The 22,187-nt window shown below is 28.9% G+C and carries 22 protein-coding genes and 1 rRNA gene; 1 reads left to right on the forward strand and 22 read right to left on the reverse strand.

Features of this window, described 5'->3' with window-relative positions; translation table 11 throughout:
- Window positions 1–145 precede the first annotated feature (145 nt).
- The 8 genes from ACRC8M_RS11695 to ACRC8M_RS11730 are packed head-to-tail and all read right to left on the reverse strand — an operon-like array spanning window position 146 to window position 8,836.
- The gene (locus ACRC8M_RS11695; protein ID WP_438529295.1) at window positions 146–1,060 is read right to left on the reverse strand and encodes an ATPase; all 915 of its coding nucleotides are present in this window, start codon (window positions 1,058–1,060) and stop codon (window positions 146–148) included.
- Window positions 1,060–2,094, reverse strand: coding sequence for a rod shape-determining protein (locus tag ACRC8M_RS11700; RefSeq protein ID WP_418966129.1), 1,035 nt, complete (start codon window positions 2,092–2,094; stop codon window positions 1,060–1,062). The genes ACRC8M_RS11695 and ACRC8M_RS11700 overlap by 1 nt, the downstream gene beginning before the upstream one ends.
- A gap of 13 nt (window positions 2,095–2,107) precedes the next feature.
- Complete coding sequence (locus tag ACRC8M_RS11705; protein WP_438529296.1) at window positions 2,108–2,479, reverse strand: Mini-ribonuclease 3; 372 nt, start codon at window positions 2,477–2,479, stop codon at window positions 2,108–2,110.
- A complete protein-coding gene (cysS, locus tag ACRC8M_RS11710) occupies window positions 2,467–3,891 on the reverse strand; it encodes a cysteine--tRNA ligase (RefSeq protein WP_438529297.1) in 1,425 nt (474 codons plus the stop codon). Before cysS ends, ACRC8M_RS11705 begins: the two co-directional genes overlap by 13 nt.
- Before the next feature lie 11 nt (window positions 3,892–3,902).
- Window positions 3,903–4,973, reverse strand: coding sequence for a hypothetical protein (locus ACRC8M_RS11715; RefSeq protein WP_438529298.1), 1,071 nt, complete (start codon window positions 4,971–4,973; stop codon window positions 3,903–3,905).
- A 20-nt stretch (window positions 4,974–4,993) separates the two neighbouring features.
- Window positions 4,994–5,818, reverse strand: coding sequence for a nitrilase-related carbon-nitrogen hydrolase (locus ACRC8M_RS11720; protein WP_438529299.1), 825 nt, complete (start codon window positions 5,816–5,818; stop codon window positions 4,994–4,996).
- Window positions 5,819–5,837: 19 nt separating this feature from the next.
- Window positions 5,838–6,521 carry a 2-C-methyl-D-erythritol 4-phosphate cytidylyltransferase gene (gene ispD, locus ACRC8M_RS11725; protein ID WP_438529300.1) on the reverse strand — a complete coding sequence of 228 codons (684 nt, stop codon included), beginning with the start codon at window positions 6,519–6,521 and terminating at the stop codon, window positions 5,838–5,840.
- Window positions 6,497–8,836, reverse strand: coding sequence for an endonuclease MutS2 (locus tag ACRC8M_RS11730; protein WP_438529301.1), 2,340 nt, complete (start codon window positions 8,834–8,836; stop codon window positions 6,497–6,499). The genes ispD and ACRC8M_RS11730 overlap by 25 nt, the downstream gene beginning before the upstream one ends.
- Before the next feature lie 160 nt (window positions 8,837–8,996).
- On the opposite strand from ACRC8M_RS11730, the gene rpmB reads away from it, so the two are divergent.
- Window positions 8,997–9,254 carry a 50S ribosomal protein L28 gene (gene rpmB / locus ACRC8M_RS11735; RefSeq protein ID WP_023051044.1) on the forward strand — a complete coding sequence of 86 codons (258 nt, stop codon included), beginning with the start codon at window positions 8,997–8,999 and terminating at the stop codon, window positions 9,252–9,254.
- Between the two features lie 134 nt (window positions 9,255–9,388).
- Here rpmB and rpsR read toward each other — a convergent pair whose 3' ends face one another.
- The 14 genes from rpsR to rrf form a co-directional block, all read right to left on the reverse strand.
- Window positions 9,389–9,607, reverse strand: a complete 219-nt coding sequence (rpsR, locus tag ACRC8M_RS11740; RefSeq protein WP_023051045.1) for a 30S ribosomal protein S18 — start codon at window positions 9,605–9,607, stop codon at window positions 9,389–9,391.
- A 46-nt stretch (window positions 9,608–9,653) separates the two neighbouring features.
- On the reverse strand, window positions 9,654–9,938 hold the full coding sequence (gene rpsF / locus ACRC8M_RS11745; RefSeq protein WP_438529302.1) for a 30S ribosomal protein S6: 285 nt from the start codon (window positions 9,936–9,938) through the stop codon (window positions 9,654–9,656).
- Between the two features lie 104 nt (window positions 9,939–10,042).
- Window positions 10,043–11,119, reverse strand: a complete 1,077-nt coding sequence (ftsZ, locus tag ACRC8M_RS11750) for a cell division protein FtsZ (protein WP_438529303.1) — start codon at window positions 11,117–11,119, stop codon at window positions 10,043–10,045.
- 11 nt (window positions 11,120–11,130) lie between these two features.
- Entirely contained in the window at window positions 11,131–12,435 is a 1,305-nt protein-coding gene (gene ftsA / locus ACRC8M_RS11755; protein ID WP_438529304.1) for a cell division protein FtsA, read from the reverse strand.
- Window positions 12,425–13,117, reverse strand: coding sequence for a cell division protein FtsQ/DivIB (locus ACRC8M_RS11760; protein WP_438529305.1), 693 nt, complete (start codon window positions 13,115–13,117; stop codon window positions 12,425–12,427). The genes ftsA and ACRC8M_RS11760 overlap by 11 nt, the downstream gene beginning before the upstream one ends.
- A gap of 33 nt (window positions 13,118–13,150) precedes the next feature.
- Window positions 13,151–14,011, reverse strand: coding sequence for a D-alanine--D-alanine ligase (locus tag ACRC8M_RS11765; RefSeq protein WP_438529306.1), 861 nt, complete (start codon window positions 14,009–14,011; stop codon window positions 13,151–13,153).
- A gap of 14 nt (window positions 14,012–14,025) precedes the next feature.
- A complete protein-coding gene (gene murB, locus ACRC8M_RS11770; protein ID WP_438529307.1) occupies window positions 14,026–14,868 on the reverse strand; it encodes a UDP-N-acetylmuramate dehydrogenase in 843 nt (280 codons plus the stop codon).
- Complete coding sequence (gene murC, locus ACRC8M_RS11775; RefSeq protein WP_438529308.1) at window positions 14,855–16,204, reverse strand: UDP-N-acetylmuramate--L-alanine ligase; 1,350 nt, start codon at window positions 16,202–16,204, stop codon at window positions 14,855–14,857. Before murC ends, murB begins: the two co-directional genes overlap by 14 nt.
- The gene (murG, locus tag ACRC8M_RS11780; RefSeq protein ID WP_438529309.1) at window positions 16,205–17,278 is read right to left on the reverse strand and encodes an undecaprenyldiphospho-muramoylpentapeptide beta-N-acetylglucosaminyltransferase; all 1,074 of its coding nucleotides are present in this window, start codon (window positions 17,276–17,278) and stop codon (window positions 16,205–16,207) included.
- Between the two features lie 13 nt (window positions 17,279–17,291).
- Window positions 17,292–18,605 (reverse strand): UDP-N-acetylmuramoyl-L-alanine--D-glutamate ligase, encoded by a 1,314-nt coding sequence (gene murD / locus ACRC8M_RS11785; protein WP_438529310.1) that lies wholly within the window; start codon window positions 18,603–18,605, stop codon window positions 17,292–17,294.
- Window positions 18,606–18,664: 59 nt separating this feature from the next.
- The gene (mraY, locus tag ACRC8M_RS11790) at window positions 18,665–19,753 is read right to left on the reverse strand and encodes a phospho-N-acetylmuramoyl-pentapeptide-transferase (RefSeq protein WP_438529311.1); all 1,089 of its coding nucleotides are present in this window, start codon (window positions 19,751–19,753) and stop codon (window positions 18,665–18,667) included.
- An 18-nt stretch (window positions 19,754–19,771) separates the two neighbouring features.
- The gene (locus tag ACRC8M_RS11795) at window positions 19,772–21,061 is read right to left on the reverse strand and encodes a UDP-N-acetylmuramoyl-tripeptide--D-alanyl-D-alanine ligase (RefSeq protein ID WP_438529312.1); all 1,290 of its coding nucleotides are present in this window, start codon (window positions 21,059–21,061) and stop codon (window positions 19,772–19,774) included.
- Window positions 21,062–21,130: 69 nt separating this feature from the next.
- Entirely contained in the window at window positions 21,131–22,021 is an 891-nt protein-coding gene (locus ACRC8M_RS11800) for a YegS/Rv2252/BmrU family lipid kinase (RefSeq protein ID WP_438529313.1), read from the reverse strand.
- A 34-nt stretch (window positions 22,022–22,055) separates the two neighbouring features.
- Window positions 22,056–22,172: ribosomal RNA gene (rrf, locus tag ACRC8M_RS11805) — 5S ribosomal RNA — on the reverse strand.
- Window positions 22,173–22,187 lie beyond the last annotated feature (15 nt).

Below are 22,187 nucleotides of genomic sequence, written 5' to 3' on the forward strand. Positions count from 1 at the left end.
TTATAATACTTTTTTTTAATATTTTTAAGCCTATTTTCGAAAAAATTATATTATTTTTGAATGAAAAAGCTATAAATCATCAAAAAACATTATAACATACATATAAATAATATAAATGAAAGAGAGTGATTATAAAATCACTCTCTTAAACATTTGTATAAAAAGTTACTAGTAAATTTTTTAAGTTTATAGAGCTTCTCCCTATATTTTTTAATTCTAATAGTTTTTCTAAATTTTTACTTCTATTTCCTATAAGAGAAATTGTATAATTTATAATCTCTTTTATTAACTCCCTATCTGAAGTATTTAAAAGAATTTCATCTACAAAATACAATTTATCATTTAATGTTAAATAATCCTTTGTATTTAGAAAATCTCTTATAGATTTATATATCTCTACTCTATATTGAAACTCTTTTGTATCTGTCCAATTTTTTATATTATGTCCTATTCTTTCAAAAGAACTACCTTCATTTAAATCTATATCACTATTTTTATAATCCTCTATCTCTTTTGATTTTCCTAAAAAAAACCTATACTCCTCTTGAGTTACACCAATCTCTTTCGCACTCTCTTGAAGAATATTTAATAAAATCGATCTAGATTTTATTGTTGGAAGAACATTTAATCCCGTAGAAGTTAATATAAAAAAACTTCCACTATTAGGTTCCTCTATTAATTTTAATAAAGCATTCGCAGATTCTTTTCTTAATCTTTCAACATCTCTTATTATATAAACTTTTTTCTTTCCTTCGTACGATGTCGTTGAATCCCTATAAGCTAACTCTCTAATCTTCTCAATTTTAATACCTGTTATATCGTCTAAAATTTCTAAATCTCCATGAGTTTCGCTTTCTATTCTTATACAACTTTCACAAACTCCACAAAAATCATCTGTATAATTAACACAGTTTAAACTTTTAGCAAAAGCCTTTGCAAACTTTTTCAAAAGATCTCTATCAACTCCATAAAAAAGATATGTTCCTGCTTCTCTTTTAAAATTAAGTTCTTTTTGTAAAAAATCAATAGCTTTTCCATTGGAATTTAAATCTTTAAACATTATCTTTCAGCCTTTTCAATCTTTCTTAAAATAGATATTTGATCAAGAGCCATTCCAGCTCCTTTAACTACGCTCTCAAGAGGAGAATCAGCTAATCTTACGTTTAGTGAAGTATGCTTTGAAATTAATTCTGGGAAGTTTCTAATTAATGAACCTCCTCCTGCCATAACTATTCCTCTATCTATTATATCTGCTGCTAATTCTGGTGGAGTTTTTTCTAAAACATCTTTTACACAAGTTACAATCTCCATCAGTGAGTCCATAATAGCTTCTCTAATCTCTTCTGATCCAACAGTGACAGACTTAGGTAATCCCGTTATTAAATCTCTTCCTTTTATTGTCATTGTTTCCTCTTCTGCTAAAGGAATAGCTGTTCCTATTTGCATCTTTATACTTTCAGCTGTTTTATCTCCTATCAATAAAGTATGTGTTTTTTTAATGTACTTTATTATATCCATATCAAAATTATTTCCAGCTGTTCTTATAGTTTTACTTACAACTGTTCCACCTAATGATATTACTGCAACGTCTGTCGACCCTCCACCAATATCAACTATCATATTTCCCTCTGGTGCTGATATATCAATTCCAGATCCCAGTGCAGCTGCTCTTGCCTCTTCTATTAAGTAAGCCTTTTTAGCTCCAGCTGAAAGAGTTGCTTCTAATACAGCTCTTTTCTCTACTCCAGTAACATCAATTGGAACACAGATCATAACTTCAGGCATAAACAGCGAGTATTTTCCAAACACCTTTTTTATGAAATACTTTATCATAGCTTCTGTTATATCATAATCAGCTATTACTCCCTCACTTAAAGGTTTTACTGCAACTATTGAATCTGGTGTTTTTCCTAGCATATCTTTAGCTTCGTTTCCAACAGCTAAAACTTTTCTACTTTCTCTTTCCACTGCTACAACAGATGGTTCATTCAATATTATTTTTCCATGTTTTTTACTATATACTAACGTATTTGCTGTTCCTAAATCAATTCCAATACTTCTACTAAATCCAGGTAGTTTCAATTTGAATCCCACTTACTATCACTCCTTAACCTAAGTTTTTTTCCACTATTTTATTTATCTCTTCTATTTTTCCCTCAACATAAAGCGCGCCAATTAAAGCTTCAAAAGCGGTTGCCTCTTTATACTCCATAACACTACACGATTTAGGAAAAGTTTTTATATTACTATTTTTAGATCTATTTACCAATGTTAATTTATCTTCATCTAATTCATCCATTATATTTTTTAAATACTTACTTTGAGCTTGAGCATTTACATGTTCTTTTACAAGTCTATTTAAGTTTCTTATATTATAACCTTTATTTATAAAATATGTCCTTATAGAAAGTTCCCACACAGAATCACCTAAATATGCTAAAACTAATCCATTTGCTTCACGCACATCTAAATTGACCATGTTGTTTTTTCCTTTCCATCCTTTATTTTAATTCCCATCTCTAAAAGTCTATCTCTTACTTTATCCGAAAATGCCCAATCTTTATTATCTCTTGCTTCTCTTCTAAGTTCAAGTAAAAATTCGATTAACTCTGTTGTCATATCTCCTACTTGAACCTCCACTTTCAATAGAACTCCGAACACTTCTTCCATAACAACCCTTATATATTCAATTGTATCTTCTAACACTTCAAATCCAACTTTAGAAATTTTATCAATCTCTCCAGCTTTATTTAATTCTTTCACAAGTTCAAATATAGCTCCTATTCCACCAGCTGTATTAAAATCTTCGTCCATACATCTTATAAATTTATCTTTTGATATCTCTAAGATTTCTTTTAACTCTGTCAAATCTGATCCAGCTTCCACAGGTTTTGATGTAAGAATCTCTTTTCCTCTAGATATAGCATTTTCTATTCTCTCTAATCCAGCTTTACTTTGAATTAATTCATTATCAGAAAAATCAATTGGCTTTCTATAGTGAGAACTTAAAATAAAGAATCTAATTACTCTTCCTTCAAATTGCTCTAATACCTCTCTTAAAAGGAAAAAGTTTCCTAAAGATTTAGACATCTTCTCACCTTTAATATTTATATACCCATTATGAATCCAGTATCTAGCAAACTCTCCACCTGTTCCACACTTTGATTGTGCAATTTCATTTTCGTGATGAGGGAATATTAAATCTTGTCCTCCGCCGTGAATATCAAATGTAGGTCCTAAATACTTGTTTGACATTGCAGAACACTCTATATGCCATCCAGGTCTTCCTTTTCCCCATGGTGAATTCCAGAAAGGTTCTCCCTCCTTAGCTTTTTTCCATAAAGCAAAATCTAATGGATCTTTTTTTATTTCTGACACATCTATTCTTGCACCACTTTTTAAATCATCTATACTTTGTCCTGATAGTTCCCCATACTCTTGTTTGTAGCTATTTACATCAAAGTATACATCACCTTGAGACTCGTAAGCATACCCTTTTTCAATTAATGTTTTTATGATTTTTATCATTTCACCAATATGTTCTGTTGCTTTAGGCCTTATCATTCCCTCTTCTTTTAAATTAACTTTTGCTGTATCTTCAAAATATGCATCTATATATTTTTTAGCTATATCCTGAAGAGTCACTCCCTCTTCATTAGCTTTTCTTATCATCTTATCGTCAACATCTGTAAAGTTTTGAACATATTTTACTTTATAACCTCTAAACTCAAAATATCTTCTTACTGTATCGAAAAATATAGCTGGTCTTGCGTTTCCAATATGAATATAGTTATAAACTGTTGGACCACAAACATACATTGAAACCTCTCCATCTTTTAGAGGTTTAAATATTTCTAATTCGCCCTTAAGTGTATTATATATTTTTATCATTTTATGCCCTCCTATTTAGCTGTTTTTAATAGATTAAGTGCTGTTTCTTCATTTAAAATTGTACTTATTCGCAGTATATTCTCTTCTGCTATTCCTTTTAAATCTGCACTTCCTATAATTTCATTTTTAATCTTTAGATCTATATGTCCTGATATAAACTGTTTTTCGTCAATATTTACATCTATCAATTTATCACTACTTAAAGTCGATATTTTATTATCATCTTTTGGATTATTTATATAAACGCTTGAAGACACTCCTTCAATAAAACTATTTCTAAAGAAATAATTTAAAAAGAATAAAAATGATCTAAGTTCAGCATCTCTCGTACTTCTTAAATAAAGTTTATTTTTTTCTATAGTTCTTTTTCCTGATAATCCATCTTGAGCTATTCCATTAAAACTTTTTATAATATCATTTTTTCCACCTATATTTGCTGTTAATATAGCTTGCTCTTTTTTATTTACTTCTCCTGTTAATACAAGTTCATCAAATCCTCCTAGAGGATTTTTCCCTAGATTTAGTATTAACATTCCTAAATTTTTTCCTTTTTCTCTATCCAATATTTTTAAAATATTTTGATTGAAATACTTTTCATTTTTTAATATTCTTTCAATATCTTTTTCTCTTTTTCCTATTAAAAAATTACCTTTTTCTATTTTTAAATATACTCTTTCACCATTTAAATATTTTTTACTATATTCATCTTTTAATACATAAAAATCATTAATTTTGTTAAAATAAGTTTCAACTTTTAATGTTATAAACGGGTATATATATCCAAAATCTATAATTCCTACACATGCTTTTTTATCTGATATAAAACTACTATCTGAAACTACATATAGCCCTTTTACATAAGTTAATCCCCTTTTTACCCTATCATCAATGTTAAAATCTGCTTTATTCAAAAGATTTATAACATTTTGAAAATTTTTATGATTAATATTTTCATTTACATACGCTACGTTTATTCTATCACTTAAATATACTCTAGGATTTTCTTTACTGGCATAAAATACACTTAATAAAATACTAACTCCACAGAAAAATCCTAAAGTTATTTTCAAAGTTTTTTTCATCGGTACTCCTTCTAATAAATTTATCTACTTTTTTTTATTCTGCACAATTCATTTAGTACTAAATCTATTTTTTCATTTTTACATGATCCCGATGCAAACCTAACTTTTATTATCTCTTTTTTATCAATTAGAACTTCTTGTCCATCCTCTTTTAAGTGTTCCATTCTTTTTATAGTATCTCCTGATGGATTAATTGCAAAACTTCCACCCCAGAAGTTTACACCGTCCTCTACTCCCACTCTATTTACCATAACAACAAAACATCCATTACTAACAGCTGTTGTCTTACATATAGACTCCCAAAGATTACTTATTTCTAATCCCTTACTTGAAAGTCTTGTTGGACTATTTGCTATAACAAAAATTGTTTGTGCCCCATCTTGTCCTAAAATATATGAACTACTTTGATGAAAAATATCCTCACATATTAACATTCCAACTCTACCAAACTTTGTATCAAAGGCTCTTATATTTTCTCCCTCTTTAAAATATCTTCCCTCATCAAAAAGTCCATAAGTTGGTAAGTAAACTTTTCTATGTTTATGTTTGATCTCTCCATCCTCTAAGTAAAATGCTGTATTATAGTGATACAAATCTTCACTTAACTCTACCGCTCCCACTATTATTGATATATTTTTAGATAACTCCAACAGTATATTAGGAACTTTATCTAAGGCAACATCATAAACCATCTCTTCTAGCAGATATCCAGTTAAAGATAATTCAGGGAAAATAACAACTTCTGTCCCCTTTTCAATTTCCTTTTCTACTATATCAACTATTTTTTTTAAATTTTTTTCTGTATCTCCTAGTATTGGCTTCATTTGAGCTAAAAAAACTTTCATTTCCCTCTCCTTTATTAAATTAAAGAAATTTTAAATCCTCAACAGTTGTAACTTTTATATTATCATAATCTCCCATTAAAACTTTAATTTTTCCACCTATTCTTTCCACTAAGGATGAATCGTCCGTTCCTAAGAAATTATCTTCTTTTGCTTTTTTGTAAGCTTCTTTTAATATCTTACCTCTAAATATTTGAGGTGTATGAACTGCTATATACTCCTCTCGTTTAGGTGTTTCTATAACTTCTCCATCGATATTAACTTTTTTAATTGTATCTTTTAGTAAAACTCCCACTACAATACCATCAATCTCTAAATCTTCCTCTAACATTTTTAGTGCTTGAGAAAAATATTTATCTTTTAAAAATGGTCTTACACCATCCTGTACTGCTATTATACTATTATCCTTACAATATTCCAACGCATTTTCTATAGAATATTGTCTTTCTTTTCCACCTAAAACAATATTTTTGACTTTAGATATTCCATATGTCTTACATAACTCTTCTACTAACTCTATTGATTCCTCTCCAGTAGTAACAACAATCTCATCAATACTGTCACTTTTTTCTGCAACCTCTAATGATTTCATGAATAAAGGTTTTCCATCAATTTCTAAGAACTGTTTGGGGTATCCTAAATTCATTCTCTTTCCTACTCCAGCTGCTGCTATAATTAAAGTTATTTTAGAGTTACCACAGTACATCCAATTCCTCCTTCGTTATGACCACCAGCTCTATAGTCTTTAACATATCTTGAAGTTTTTAAGAATTCCATTATTCCTGTTCTCAAAGCTCCTGTTCCTTTTCCATGAATTACATATATCTCTGTATACCCGTTCATTAATGCTCTATCCATATAAGTTTCTAATTCGTATATTGCTTCATCAACTAACTTTCCTCTTAAATCCACTTCATTTTTAACTCTTGTTTTAGCATGAGTATTTATAGGTCTGTATTCTTTTTTCTTTGGCTCTACCACTGTTTTTACATCATCCATTGAAACTTCTAATTTTAATATTCCTGCTTGTATATTTAGAGTTTCTTTATTTAAGTTTATTTTATTTACAATAGCATATTGATTTAAACTATTTACAAATACTCTATCTCCAACTTTATAATCTATCTTTCTTGCTACTTTAGGTTTAACCTCTACATTTTCAGATTTTTCCTCTTGTAAAGATGTTCTAAGCATATTAAGTTTCTTTTGAACTTCTTTCATCTCTTCTTTTGTTTTATCCTCTTTTTGAATCTTATTAACTAGAGCTGCAGCTTTATTTTGCATATCTCTCATCATTAACTCAGCTTTTTCATATGCCTCTTTTAAAATCTGATTCTTTTCTTTTTCTAGTACTCTTAATTTCTCTTCGTATTCATCTTTATCTTTTTGAGCTTGGGCTTTTAAAGCTTCTACTTCTGATTGCATACTTTCAAGTTCTAAAGATTTATCTTTTATATTAGAGATCATTTTTTCTACTTTTTTATCTTCATCACTTATATAACTTTTTGCTCTTTCTATAATTACTTCAGAAACTCCAAGTCTTCTTGCTATTGTTAGAGCATTACTCTCTCCAGGAACTCCTATTAAAAGTCTATATGTTGGAGATAAAGTTTCTACATTAAACTCCATAGATGCAGTTTCTATATCCACCTCATTATATCCATATGCTTTAACTTCACTATAGTGAGTTGTTATTAGTGATTTACATTTCTTATCTTTTAAATAGTCTATTACAGCCATTGCAAAAGCTGATCCTTCCATAGGGTCAGTTCCTGATCCTAATTCATCTAATAATACCAACGAAGCTTTTGTAACTGAATTTAAAATCTCTTGAATATTTTTTAAATGTGCTGAGAATGATGATAATGATTGTTCTATACTCTGCTCATCTCCAATATCTGCAAATACACCATTAAAAAATCCTATACTCGTTTTTTCATCTGCAGGAATTGGGATTCCAGTTAATGTCATCAATGTTAATAACCCCGCTGTTTTTAATGCTACAGTTTTTCCACCAGTATTTGGACCTGTTATCAATAATGTATTATAATCTTTTCCTATTTCAAATGTTAAAGGCACAACTATACTCTCATTTATAAAAGGATGTCTAGCATTTACAAGTGATAGCATCTCTTTATTATTTATCTCTGGAATTGCACATTTTTTCTCTATACCAAATTGAGATTTTCCATTTAATATATCTAAATACATTATCGTATTACCAATCTCATTTATTACATGGGTATTTAATCTCACTTGATCAGTTAGTCTTAAAAGTATTTTTCTAATCTCTTCTCTTTCTCTAACTTCTAACTCTCTCATTTTATTATTTAATGAAACAATCGATATAGGCTCTATAAACACTGTTGATCCACTAGATGATCTATCATGCTCTATTCCTTTAATAAGTCCCTTAAAATCTGTTTTAATGGGGATTACACTTCTTCCATCTCTTGTTGTTATAATCTTTTCTTGTATAGCTTTAGAGTAACTTGGATTAGTAAATAACTCTTCAAATTTTCTTTTAATATTTGCTACCGTATTTTTCTTCTGGAATCTTAACTCTCTTAAATCTATAGAAGCGTCATCTTTTATATTTTTATCTGGATCTATAGCTTTATTTATCAAATCTTCTAAATTTTTAAATGTTGGTACATTTATAAATTTTCCTCTTAAATCCTTATATTTTTCTAAAGTTTCTAATCTACCTTTAAAAATTCTAAAAATTCTTAAATTTATATTTATAGACCATAAATCCTCTGGTTCTAAATACATCCCAACAAGTTGAGCTTTTCTTGTGATATTTGTTATATCTTTCATTCCTGCTGGCTCAAACCCACCATCAAACTTTAAAAAATCCATAAAATCTCTAATTATCTCTAATTCTTTTCTCAAAGAGTTTATATCCTTAAATGGCTCTAAATCAAGTATTTTTTCTTGATTTTCTTCAATAGTCATATAATGTGATAACTCTTCTCTTAATTTATTAAACTCTAATACTTTATAGCTATGAATATTCATATTACATATCACCTTTTCTATATATATTTTACCCTGTTATTATACCATATTTAATGTTTTTTATAAACTATTCCAAATAATTTAAAAAATACCTTGATATTTTGTTTCAGTAATGGTATAATAATTTGCATGTTTATAACGAAAGCGAGGTGTTAATAGAATGCAAAGATGTGAAATTACTGGAAAAGGAATGACTTTCGGAAATCAAATTTCTCACTCTCACAGAGTAACAGGAAGAGTTTGGAAGCCTAACTTACAAACAACTAAAGTTGTTATCAACGGTGTTACTGTTAAAGTTAAAGTTTGTACTAAAACTTTAAAGACTTTAAAGAGTGCTAACGAGGTTGAAGTTATGCAAATCCTTAAAGCAAATGCTAATACTCTAAGTGCTAGACTTAGAAAAATATTAAGCAAATAATGCTTATAAAAAAAGACAGCTTTGAATAAAAAAGCCTGTCTTTTTTTTATTTTTGTAACTATATTTACTTTATAATTTTTTAATCTGTAATATAGAAAAAGAGGTTGAAGATTAAATCTTCAACCTCATTAATTTTACTTCTCTACTCTTGTATATGGAATAAGAGCGATGTTTCTAGCTCTCTTAACAGCTTTAGCTATCTTTCTTTGTAACTTAGCGTTAGCTCCAGTTACTCTAGAAGGATTGATTCTTCCTTTATCAGAAACGAATCTCTTTAGTAAATCAACATTTTTGTAATCGATTTCCTCAGCTTTAACTCTTAATTTTGCTCTTCTTCTTCTGAATTCTGCCATTCTAATAACCTCCTTATTTGAGAATAAACGTCTTCTTTAGTTTTAATTAGTCGTTCTTAATTACGATGTATCTCATAACTTCTTCAGTTATGTTAAGCTTTGACTCAACCTCAGTTAACTTAGTACCGTCCATCTCTAAAGTAGTTAGTACGTAGAATCCTGTTTTCTTCTTATCGATTGGATAAGCAAGCTTTCTCTCTCCCCACTTCTCAGATTTAAGAATAGTTGCTCCAGCTACAGTTAATATGTTGTTAACTTTAGCTATTACATTTTCTCTTCCCTCTTCTAATATAGTTGGGTTGATGATGAACATTAATTCATACTTTTTCATGTTATTACCTCCTCCCTATGGTTTTAGCCCAAAATACACAATAATCTTGAGCAGGGTATTCTTAATTTTAACATAGAATAAACAATTTTACAAGTGTTTTTTTCTTAATCTCTTCTATTTGCTCTAATCCATGGTGGAAGATCTAATTCATCTCTTACTTCTGATGTTTCTTCTACCTTTGGAGTTTCAGGTTTCTTCTCTACATTTATAAAAGATTCAGTTTTTTCTTGCTCATCACCAAAGCTATTAGCAATTATTGTAACCTGAATTTTATCTCCGTATGATTCATCTGCTGTTATACCAAACATAATATCTTCTGCTGTTTTTCCAGCTGCTTCTTTCACTATATTAGCTATAGCTTGAGCTTCCATTAACCCTAAGTTTGATGAACCAGCTATGTTTATTAAAACTTTGCTTGCTCCCATAATTGACTTCTCTAACAGAGGTGATGACAGAGCTTTCTCTGTTGCTTTTGCAACTCTATTCTCCCCTTCGCCCTCTCCAAATCCTAAAACTGCAACTCCTGAATTTTGCATAGTTGCTTTAATATCTGCAAAGTCTAAGTTAATAAGTCCTCTACCTATCATTAAATCAGCAATACCTTTAATACCTATTTTTAAAATATTATTAGCTTCTTTAAAGGCATTTTGAAGAGTTATTGTTTTCTCTGGTAATTCAAATAATTTATCATTTGGTATTATCACTAATGAATCTACATGCTTTTCTAAGTTTGCCAATCCTAAATCAGCATTAGTTTTTCTTTTTCTTCCTTCAAAAGAGAATGGTCTAGTTACTATACCTATAGTTAAAACTCCCATCTCTTTAGCTATTTTAGCTATAACTGGTGCAGAACCTGTTCCTGTTCCTCCACCCATTCCTGCTGTTATAAATAGCATATCTGTCTCTTCTAATAAATTTCTTAATTTTTCAACGTCTTCTTCAGCTGCTTGCTTACCAACTTCTGGATCAGCTCCTGCTCCCAAACCTCTTGTTAATTTTTCACCTAATTGAACTCTTATATCTGCTAAAGAGTTATTTAAATCTTGGGCATCTGTATTTGCCGCAATATATTCTACACCTGTTACTCCAGCTGAAATCATGTCATTTATTGCATTTCCTCCAGCCCCTCCAGCTCCGATTACCTTTATCTTTACTTCACATTCGTTATTAAACATTTTCATACAGCTCCTTATTATATAAAGTTAGAAATCCATTTTTTTATTTTGTTTAAAGTACCATCTGTAACCACTTCTTCATACTCTTCTTCATAATCCTCTTGTCTAAAAGCTGTTTCATTTATAGGAAGCTCTGTAAATACTTCCTCTTCTTTTTCAATGGCTATAACTTCGTCCTTTAAACTTTCATCTCTTATTTCGTTTCTCTTTTTAAATTCTGCTTCTAATTTTGTCAACAAAATACCAATTACTGTAGACATAGATGGATTTACATTTTCTAATCCTCTCAGTGGAAATGGAGTAACCTTTCTGACAGCACACTCCATTTTACTTCCTACTTTACTAAAAATCTCATCTATTGATACTGCTCCACCTGTAAAAGCTAAACCTTTTCCTAAATAACCGTTAAATCCAGATTCTTCTATTGTTTTTGAAATGAAATTAATTAAATCACCTGTTCTAGCGTCAATTATCTCTTTAATTTCATCTATATTGTATTCCCCATTTTCTGTTTTTATTACTCCATTAGAATACTGTTTACTTCTCAACTTTTCCAGAATCTCTTTAGCCTCTTTTTTTGGTATTTTCAAAAGATAACTTATATCATTCACAAAATGCATTCCACCTATTGATAAAGATTTTGTATAAATTATTTTATCATTTTTATAAATAGCTATATCTGTAACCCCTTCTCCTATATCTATTAGAGCTACTCCCATCTGTCTATCTTCATGTTCTAAAGTTGATTTTGCAGATGCAGATGCATTTAAAAATATATCTTCTACTTCTAATCCCGCATTATTTATAACCTCTATCAATGGGTCTAATTGATCTTTTTTTATCGTTATTAGATGCACATCACCCTGAATACTTTTTCCAATTTGCCCTATTGGATTTTTTAAAATTCCAGAACTATTAACTCTAACATTATAAGCTTCTTGCTCAATAACAATTTCATCTTCTTTTAATATATTACCTTTTACTAATTCGATTAGATTATACATATCTTGAGATGTTATCTCTTTCTCATTAAATTCGATACACCCATGATCTGTTTTTGAAATAATTCTATCACTACTTACACCTAGTGAAACCGCTTCAAACTCTCTTCCATTTCTTTGCTCTAATTCTTTTAGTCCTTTGGCTATACTTGCACTTAAAAGATCAGGATCTTCTACCACAGATCTTTTTATCCCTTCACTTGATACCTCTAAGTAATCTAGTACTCTTAACTTTAATCCCTCTGTACTAAGTTCTCCTAAAATAAATTTTATTTTACCATTTCCAACATCTAAAGCTAATTTTGTAATATTATCTCGCATTTTTCCCCTCCTTTTCCATTACTACTATATCTGTAAATCTTATATCTATATAATCTATTACTTTAGTCTTTATTAACTCCTTATATAGATTCATTGTTATTTCATATTTTTTTTTCGAAACTTCTAATTCAGTTTTTATCTTAGTTCCATCCCTCAAAATAATATATATTAAATTTTTGTTCTCAGCGTATAACTGTGAAACCTCATCTTTTAAATCTAGCTCTTTTAGTTTTTCCATTATTTCAAGAAGATATTCTTTTTCTTTAGCATCTTTTAATACAAGAATTGGCATACTTTTTTTAGGATATTCATCTAGCTTTCCAAAAATTGTTCCTTGTTCATCCATTGTATATATTCTTGAATTATGTTGCGCATAGTAACTACTATCTTTCTCTATAATATCAATAGTTATTTCATTTAAATTTTGTTTAGAAACAACTACTTTTTTTATCCTCACATCTTTTAATATTTTTTTTTCTAATCCTTCTAAATTTAAATCATTAATATTTTTTCCTAAAATCTCTATTTTTATTTTTTCTAAATCTGATTTAAGATTTGGCGAAACTTCACTAATTTGAACTTTTGAAATATTGAAAAATTCTCTATTTTTAAAGTCTTTTTCAACTTGAATTATAATAAAAGTTAGTGCCAATATTATAGCAATTTTAAATATATTTTTCAAGAATCTCTCCCTGTTATTTCAGATATTTTCTACTTAACAACTTTCAACCATAATCTTAGTTAAATCATCAAAAGAATAACCCTTTAATGTTGCTAATTTTGGAGCTAAACTAGTCTCTGTCATCCCAGGACAAGTATTTACCTCTAAGAAGTAGGTTTTACCATCTTTTAATATAAAATCACTTCTCGTCACTCCCTTTAATCCTAACTTTTCATGAATTTTTCTAGCTGCTTCAGAAGCTTCTTCATATGCTTTTTCATCTATTTGAGCAGGACATTCATACTCAGTTTTCCCTACAGTATATTTTGACTCATAATCATATAATCCAGATTTTGGTTTTATTCTAACTACACCTAATTTTTCTCCATTTAATACTCCTGCTGTTAATTCATCCCCTTTTATAAATTCCTCTATTAAAGGTTCTTTATTTTGTAATACTTCATAAGCTTTTAAAGCCTCTTCTTTCGTATTACAAATATATAGTCCTACACTTGATCCCTCTTTTGCAGGTTTTATAACTACTGGATAGCTGTCAATTTCTTCAACAGAACCATATGTTTTAGCTATTCTTATTCCCAAATCCTTAGCTATTACTTTTGTTAATATTTTATCCATTGCAACAGCACTACCTGTTACTCCTGAACCTGTGTATTTTTTTCCCAACATATCCAAAATAGACTGAACTCTACCATCTTCACCATATTCACCATGAAGAGCTAAATAAACTAAATCATAGTCATTCTCTATAAATGCTGACACTAAATTTTCCTTTGTCAAGTCTATTTTATATGCATCATATCCTTGTCTTAATAGACTATTTAAAATAGCCTGTCCACTTCTTAAGGAAACCTCTCTCTCTGATGTAATTCCACCCATAACAACTGCTATTTTCACTTGATCCCTCCCAGTTAGTTTCTTACTATTATAATCTCTTCTTCTAGTTGTATTCCAGTTTTATTTTTTACTCCTATTTTTACCTCTTCAATTATATCTATAATATCTTTAAAGTTTGCATCACCTTTATTTACAACAAAGTTTGGATGTACCATAGATATTTGAGCTCCTCCAACTTCTTTCCCTTGAAGTCCAGCCTCTATTATTAATCTTGCTGAAAAATGTCCCTCTGGATTTTTAAATGTACTTCCTAAGTTTGGCTGATTTAATGGGTGATTTTCGCTTCTTTTTAATTTGTATTTCTCTACAACTTCACCTAAATAACCATTTTCAAATTTGAAAGTTGCACTTACCACAACCCATTTTTTTTCTTTTATCTCTGTTACCCTATATGAAAACTTTAGATTTTCTTTCTCTATTTTTCTAAGTTCATTATTTTCGTCCACAATTTCAACTGATATTATTTTATCAAAAATCTCTGTTCCATGAGCTCCACCGTTCATAAAAACAAGCCCACCAACACTTCCTGGTATTCCAGCTAAATTTTCTAGACCTGTATAGTTTTTTTCTGCCATATAATCTATCAAATCAGAAAAATCTAGTCCAGCTCCAACTTCAACTATACCTTCTCCCATATCATTTATATAATCAATAGCTTTAAGAGAGATAAACGTTGTCTCAAGTTCTCCATCAAATATTAATGTATTTGTCCCATTTCCTATTATAAATCTATTTTCTTTCTCTTTCAAAATGTCCAATAATTCATTTTTATTTTCAATTTCAATAAATTCTTTAGCTATTCCACCAATTTTCATATTAGAATGCTCTTTCATTGAGTGATTTTTATATAATTTCATTTCCTGTTCTCCCTATATTGTCTGCAATAGTGTGAGCTAAATTAGATATATTTCCTGCTCCCATAAATAAGAATGTTGCTGATTCTTTTTCACCTGCTACCATTTTTTCTATATCTTCATTTTTCTCTATTATTCTACAGTGTTTATGCCCTATTTTTTCTTTTAATTTTTCTAATGTTACTCCAAACTCATTTTTTTCTCCAGCACTATATACAGGCATTAATATAACTTCATCTACTCCTTCAAAGCTACCTTTAAAATCATTTAAAAGAAAATTTACACGACTATATCTATGTGGTTGAAAAATTGCTATTGTTTTATTTTTTTCTATTGTTTTTGCTCCTTGAATAGTTGCCTTAATCTCTGTTGGATGATGAGCATAGTCATCTATTATTCTTATTTTGTCACTATGTAGAATATCGTATCTTCTTTTTGCACCTTTAAATTTTAAAAGTTTTTCAGCTATTCTTTTTTGTTCAATTCCATATTTATTTGCCAGGTATATAACTGGTAGTGCATTTTGAATGTTATGATTCCCAGGAATAGACAGCTCAAACTCTCCAATTTTTTTTCCATCTATCATCACTGTAAATACTGTTTTTGAATTTATAACCTTTATATCTGTTGCAATTATATTAGAATCACTTTTTCTAATACTATATGTTTTTATATTTTCTCTTCCCTCTATTAAATCCATTGTTTCTGAACAATCATCACAAACTAATATCTCTTGTTTGGTTTGATCCATAAACTGCTTGAATGACTTCTTTATATTCTCAAGAGACCCATGATTCTCTAGGTGATCTGCTTCAATATTTGTTATTATTGAAATTTCTGGTGTTAGATGTAAAAATGAGTTATCACTTTCATCAGCTTCTGCAATAAAAACCTCTGTTTTTCCACATCTAGCATTAGAACCTATCTCTGGTAAAATTCCACCAACAACTATTGTTGGGTCAATATCTAAAAGTAATGATCCTAACATTGAACTTGTCGTTGTTTTTCCATGAGTTCCTGCTACTGCAATTCCTTTTTCTTTATTCATCAAAAGGGCTAATAATTCTCCCCTCTTTATTATTTTTATTCCTAACTCTTTTGCTTTTGTTATCTCTGGATTATCTTGCTTTATAGCACTTGAAGCTACAATTAAATCTGCTCCTAAAATATTTTCTGCGTTATGCTCTCCAAAAACTTTAATTCCTAAACTTTCTAACTCTTCAGTGACATAATTTCTTGAAAGATCAGCTCCGCATACATCATATCCTTTTAATTTCATAATTTTTGCTAAGCCACTCATTCCAATTCCATTTATTCCAATAAAATATATTTTATCCATCTAACTCCTCCATATATCCAAGCACTCAACTATCTTTTCAGCTGCATTACTTTTCTTTAAATTTTTAGCTTTTCTACTCATTTTATTTAATTCATCATCATTTTTTATGAGCTCTAAAGCTTTTTCTATAGCTTCATCTGCCTTACTATCACTATATATAAGTGCCGCTTCATTTTCTGATAATATTTTTGCATTTTGATACTGACCAACTTTTATCGAATTATACGGTATTAATATTGATGGCTTTTCAAGTTGCATTATTTCTGAAACTGTTAATGCACCTGCTCTGCAAACAACCAAATCTGCTGCTGCCATTACATTTATCATGTTATTAAAATATGGCTTTATTATATCACTAACCTTTATTTGTTGATCTTCTAATTTTTCATTTATTTCCCCAAAATTTTTATCTCCAGTGGCCCAATAAATTCTGATGCTTTTATCTTTATATATATCTTTCAAACTTTTGATTACTGCTTCATTTAAGGACTTCGCACCAAGACTTCCACCTGTTATTAAAAGTACTTTTTCATCTTTCCCAATCTTTAATCTTTCTCTTTCAACATCTTTATCCATTGTATAAATATCTTCTCTTAAAGGATTTCCAGTAACTAAAAATTTATGTTGATCCTTTACTGATATCTCTTCATACGTTGTGTCAAAAGCTAGAAAACATTTCTTAGCTATTTTGTAAAACAGCTTATTTGCCATCCCTAAATCCGCATTCTGTTCTTGTAAATATATTTTTTTCCCCAAAATTACACCTGCCAGTAAGACAGGTATTGATATGTAGTTACCAAATCCTATTATTATATCTGGCTGTTCTTTTTTTACAATTTTAAAAGCCTGTAAGAATGCTTTTATATTTGAAGGAATTTTTTTAAAATTTTGAAATGGATAGATATCTATTCCTAAAAATTTAAACCCCTCTTCTGGAACTAAATCTTTTTCCATTCTAGTTGAACTTCCTACAAATAAAACTTCCATTCCTCTATTTAGTAGTTTTTTTCCAACTGCTAATGCTGGATAGATATGTCCTCCTGTGCCTCCAGTTGTTATAATTATTTTTTTCATCATAAATTCTCTCCTAATTAAAGTAACTTTTTACTAAATCTTTGAAAACTCTTCCTCTTTCTTCAAAATTTTTAAACTGATCAAAACTCGATGTCGCTGGAGAAAACAAAATAACTTCCTTATGATTTCTATCAACTTTAGATTTTAATTTTTCTAATACTCTATCTAATGTTTTTAAATTAAAAATTTTCTCTTTTGAAAAACCAATTTTTCCTAATCCTATTTCTAGCTTATCTGAAATATCCCCTATCAAATAAACTTCTTTAACCTTATCTTTAATTATCTCTTCTAGTGGAGTTAAATCTAGCTCTTTATCATATCCTCCACAAATTAAAATTGGCTGTTCAAAAGCTTCAATAGCAAATTTAGTAGAATCTATGTTAGTTCCTTTTGAATCATTTATAAATTCAACTGCACCATATAAGAAAAAACTCTCCATCCTATGCTCTAATGTTTTAGTTGAGTATAAAAACTCTCTTATTAATTCTGTTGGAATATCAAGTAATTTTCCTACACAAACAATAAATAACATGTTTTCTAGGTTGTGTTTCCCTTTTAAAGATGCTAATTTTTCTTCTAGAACAAATTCTCCATTATAAAAAATAGATCCATTTTCAACCCATACACTCTCTTTTTCATATGTTTTATTCATTCCTACATATATTTTTCTTCCAGAAATTTTATCTATTCTTTTTAAACTTTCAGCACATGAAGTATTTACTATAAAATATTCACTTTCCTTCTGATTTTTACCTATATTAAACTTTGTGTTATAATAATGATCTAAATCTTTATATCTTGATAGATGATCTGGTGCTAAATTAACTATTAAAGAAATATCAGCTTTAAACTCTTTTATATTCTCAAGTTGATAAGAACTTGCTTCTAATACATAATAATCAAGCTCAGGGTTCTCCATAACTGTTTCACTAAAAGAGTATCCAATATTTCCACATACTTTCCCTTTATAACCCGCCTTTTCTAGTAGCTCTTGAGTTTTCGTGGTAATTGTTGTTTTTCCATTTGTCCCTGTTATAGCTATTATTTTTCCAGAAATTTTATTAATTTTTTTATATCTATAACCTAATTCAATATCATCTATTACTTCTATTTGCAATTCTAAAGCTTTTTTTACTAAATCTGTGTATGGAACTCCTGGACTTTTTATAAATAACTCTATTTTACTATTCTCCAATATTTCCATTCCCTCTTTTGACGATATCCCTATTTTATCATCTATTAAAAAAACTTCGTATCCCATTTTTTTTAAAGTTTTTTCAGAACCTTTACCACTTACTCCAGCTCCAAAAACAACTGCTTTCTTCATGGATTTCCCTCCTTATTTTTAAACGACAAAAACCACAGTGACTTTCACTGTGGTCTTATTTATAGTATTCCTCTTAATCTAACTATACCTAAAGCTATCATTCCTAAAAACAATGCAACAATCCAAAATCTCATTGTTACCTTTGTTTCTGGTAAGCCTGCTAATTCAAAATGATGGTGTATTGGTGCCATTCTAAACACTCTTTTTCCTCTCATTTTAAAAGAACCCACTTGAAGTATAACTGATACAGCTTCTAATACAAATACTCCTCCAATTATCGGTAAAAGCAACTCCTGTTTAAGTAAAATTGCTACAACTCCCAGAATCCCACCTAGTGTTAACGATCCCGTGTCTCCCATAAAGATTTGTGCTGGATAAAAGTTATACCATAAGAATCCTAAGCCTGCTCCCACTAAAGCTGATAGAAATACCGATAATTCACCTATACCTGCTATATAATGTAAATTAAGGTGATTACTTAACTCAATATGACCTGTGAAATATGCTATTATTCCTAAAATTGTTGCACCTATTATTACAGGCATTATTGCTAATCCATCTAATCCATCAGTTATATTCACTGCATTAGATGTTCCCATTAGCACTAAAGCTATGAATATTAACATCAAAAAACTTCCTAAATATAAATTATTATTTGACAATATTGGATTCACAATTGATAAATCCAATATTTTGTTTCCCGTTAAACCAAACTCCTTTATAAAAAACCAAGTAACTATAGCTATAAAACACTGACCCATCAGCTTTTTTTTACCTGATAAACCTTTCTTATTAACAGTAAATTTTTTATAGTCATCTATAAATCCAATACTACTAAAAAGTAGTGTTATTACAAACATTAAAATTAAAAACTTATTAAAAAGATCACCAACTAATAACCCTGTTAATAAAGTCCCAAAAATTATTAATATTCCACCCATTGTTGGAGTTCCCTTTTTTGAAAAATGACTAACTGGTCCCTCTTCTCTTATAGATTCTCCAAATTTTTTTACTTTCAAATATTTTATAAATGGTTTACCAGTAACTAAAACAACTAAAAATGCTAATATAAATGCTAAAAAACTTCTTAAATATATTGATTTAAGTCCCTCTAAAACTGGAAAATACTCTGCCAATAAGTACAGCATCCCTCTTACTCCTTTTTACTACATAATTATTTCTTCTAATTTCATTCCTCTTGAACCTTTTAATAAAACAGCTACATCCCCAGTTTTATTAAGTTCATCCCTTATATCCTCTTTTTTTGTAAAATGAATAATTTTAGGATTATTTAATTTTTCTAAAGCTTTTTTCATTCTTTCCCCATAAACAAATACTTTATCAAATTCATATTTCAAAGCTTCATTTAATACATCTACATGATATTCTATCTCCTTATCACCAAGTTCAAGAGCATCACCTAAAACAACTATCTTTTTTTTCTTCAATGGTAGGGAAGAAAATGCATTTAAGGCCATTTTCATAGATACAGGACTTGCATTATAAGCATCATTTATAAATAAAATTTTATTTTTTTCTATTTTTTCAAATCTCATAGATGTTATTTTAATATTTTTTAATGCATTTTGAATTTCATCATAAGACATTCCAAATATTTTACCTAATGCAATAGCAAAAGAAGCATTTACTACATTATATAATCCATTTAAAGGTACAAAATATTTTTCATTATTTAAAAAGAAATCAACACCCTCATAAATTTCAATAAAGTTATTTATAACATAGTTATTATTTTCATTTTCAAATCCTATTTTTAAAGCTTCTAAGTTTTTTAAATAAAAATCATCTCCATAAACTAAAATATTATTTTTATCCACATACTTCAATACTTCTGTTTTTGCTTTAAATACGTTGTCTCTATTTTTTAAAAACTCTAAATGAGAATCTCCAATATTTGTTATTACTGCATAATCTGGCTTAGCAATTTTTGCTAACAAATCAATTTCACCTAAATTACTCATTCCCATTTCTAAAACTGCAATCTCATCACTTTCTTTTAATTGCAATAATGTAAATGGAAGGCCAATTTGATTATTATAATTCCCTAAAGTTTTTTGTGTTCTATATTTTTTTGATAAAATTCCGTGTATTAGATCTTTAGTTGTTGTTTTACCTTCGCTTCCTGTTACAGCTATAATTTTAATACACAACTTTTCTCTATATAACTTAGCTATATCCTGTAAAAAGTCTACGCTATTTAAAACTTTAATAATTTTTTCACTTTCATTTGTAGGACTTTTATCACAAATAATAAGTTCTGCCCCTTTTTTAAGGGCTTCATCTATATAATTATATCCATTATTTATAGCTATAAATAATGAACCTTTTTCTACCTTTTTACTATCCATTTGAATATTATCAATCTCTAAGTCTTTAGGTAAGTTTATATTTAATTTTTGAAAATAATTTAATAGAACTTCAGTAAATGTTTTCAATTTTACATCCCCTTTTTTTATATTCGCTCTATATTTTACCATTTTTTTAGTATTCTTTTCAATTTTTTTTTAACTAATACCTAAAACTTTTAAACCTTTATGTATACACTCAATTTCTATAGGTAATTTAGGTCCTGTTTCTCCATCTATATCTGTGGAATAGTTCTCAACTCCCACAATTTTCATAAACCTAGTTTTAAAATATTTTATTGAGTGAATCTTTTTTTCTAAATGTGTTTTTGTAGCCAGTGCTGCACTTATCTCTGGAACATCTGTTATAAAATCTGGTTTTAACAATAAAACATCAAAAAATCCATCATCTAATTTAGCATTGTATGCCAACTCAAAATTTCCAGCACTTTTCCCGTTAAAAATTAAAAGAGAAACAATATCTGTTATTGCACTATATTCGTCACTCTCCAATATAATTTTCATTTTTTTTATTTTAGTCATCTCTTTTATTCCGTTTAATACATATGCCAATTTCCCCATAGTTTTTATCATATTTCTATCAGTTGTTTGTGAAATTGTAGAAAAAACTCCAAGGCTAGCTATATTTATAAAGTATTGATTATTTATTCTTCCTAAATCTATCTCTTTAACATCTGTTGATAGTATTTTTTTACAAGCCTTTTCAATGTTTCTAGGCATTTTTATTACATTGGCAAAATCATTTGCAGTCCCTGTTGGTAGTATCGCTATGGGTATATCTATCTCATTTTTTTTCAAAATATTAACAAGACTATTTATTGTTCCATCTCCACCTGATATTAAAAAATGATCGTAGTCTTCAATATTTTCTAAAATCTCCTCTTTTTTACAACTGTGAGAAACTCTAAATATATCGACTACAAATCCATGGTCTTGATAAATCTCAAAAATTTTATCCAATTCTTTTAAAATCTTTCCACCACCTGAAACAGGATTATATATTAATTTCACTTTTTTTTGTCTTTTCATATAATCATCCTCCAGTTTTTAGATATAAAAAAAAGATTGGCAACTTCCTATCCTCCCAGGGGGCTGCCCCCCAAGTACTTTCAGCGTTTATGGGCTTAACTTCCAGGTTCGAAATGTTACTGGGTGTACCTCCATAGCTATCGTTGCCAATCAATATTTAATTTAC

This window comes from Cetobacterium sp. (assembly GCF_051653945.1).
In the GTDB taxonomy this organism is placed as follows: Bacteria; Fusobacteriota; Fusobacteriia; order Fusobacteriales; family Fusobacteriaceae; genus Cetobacterium_A.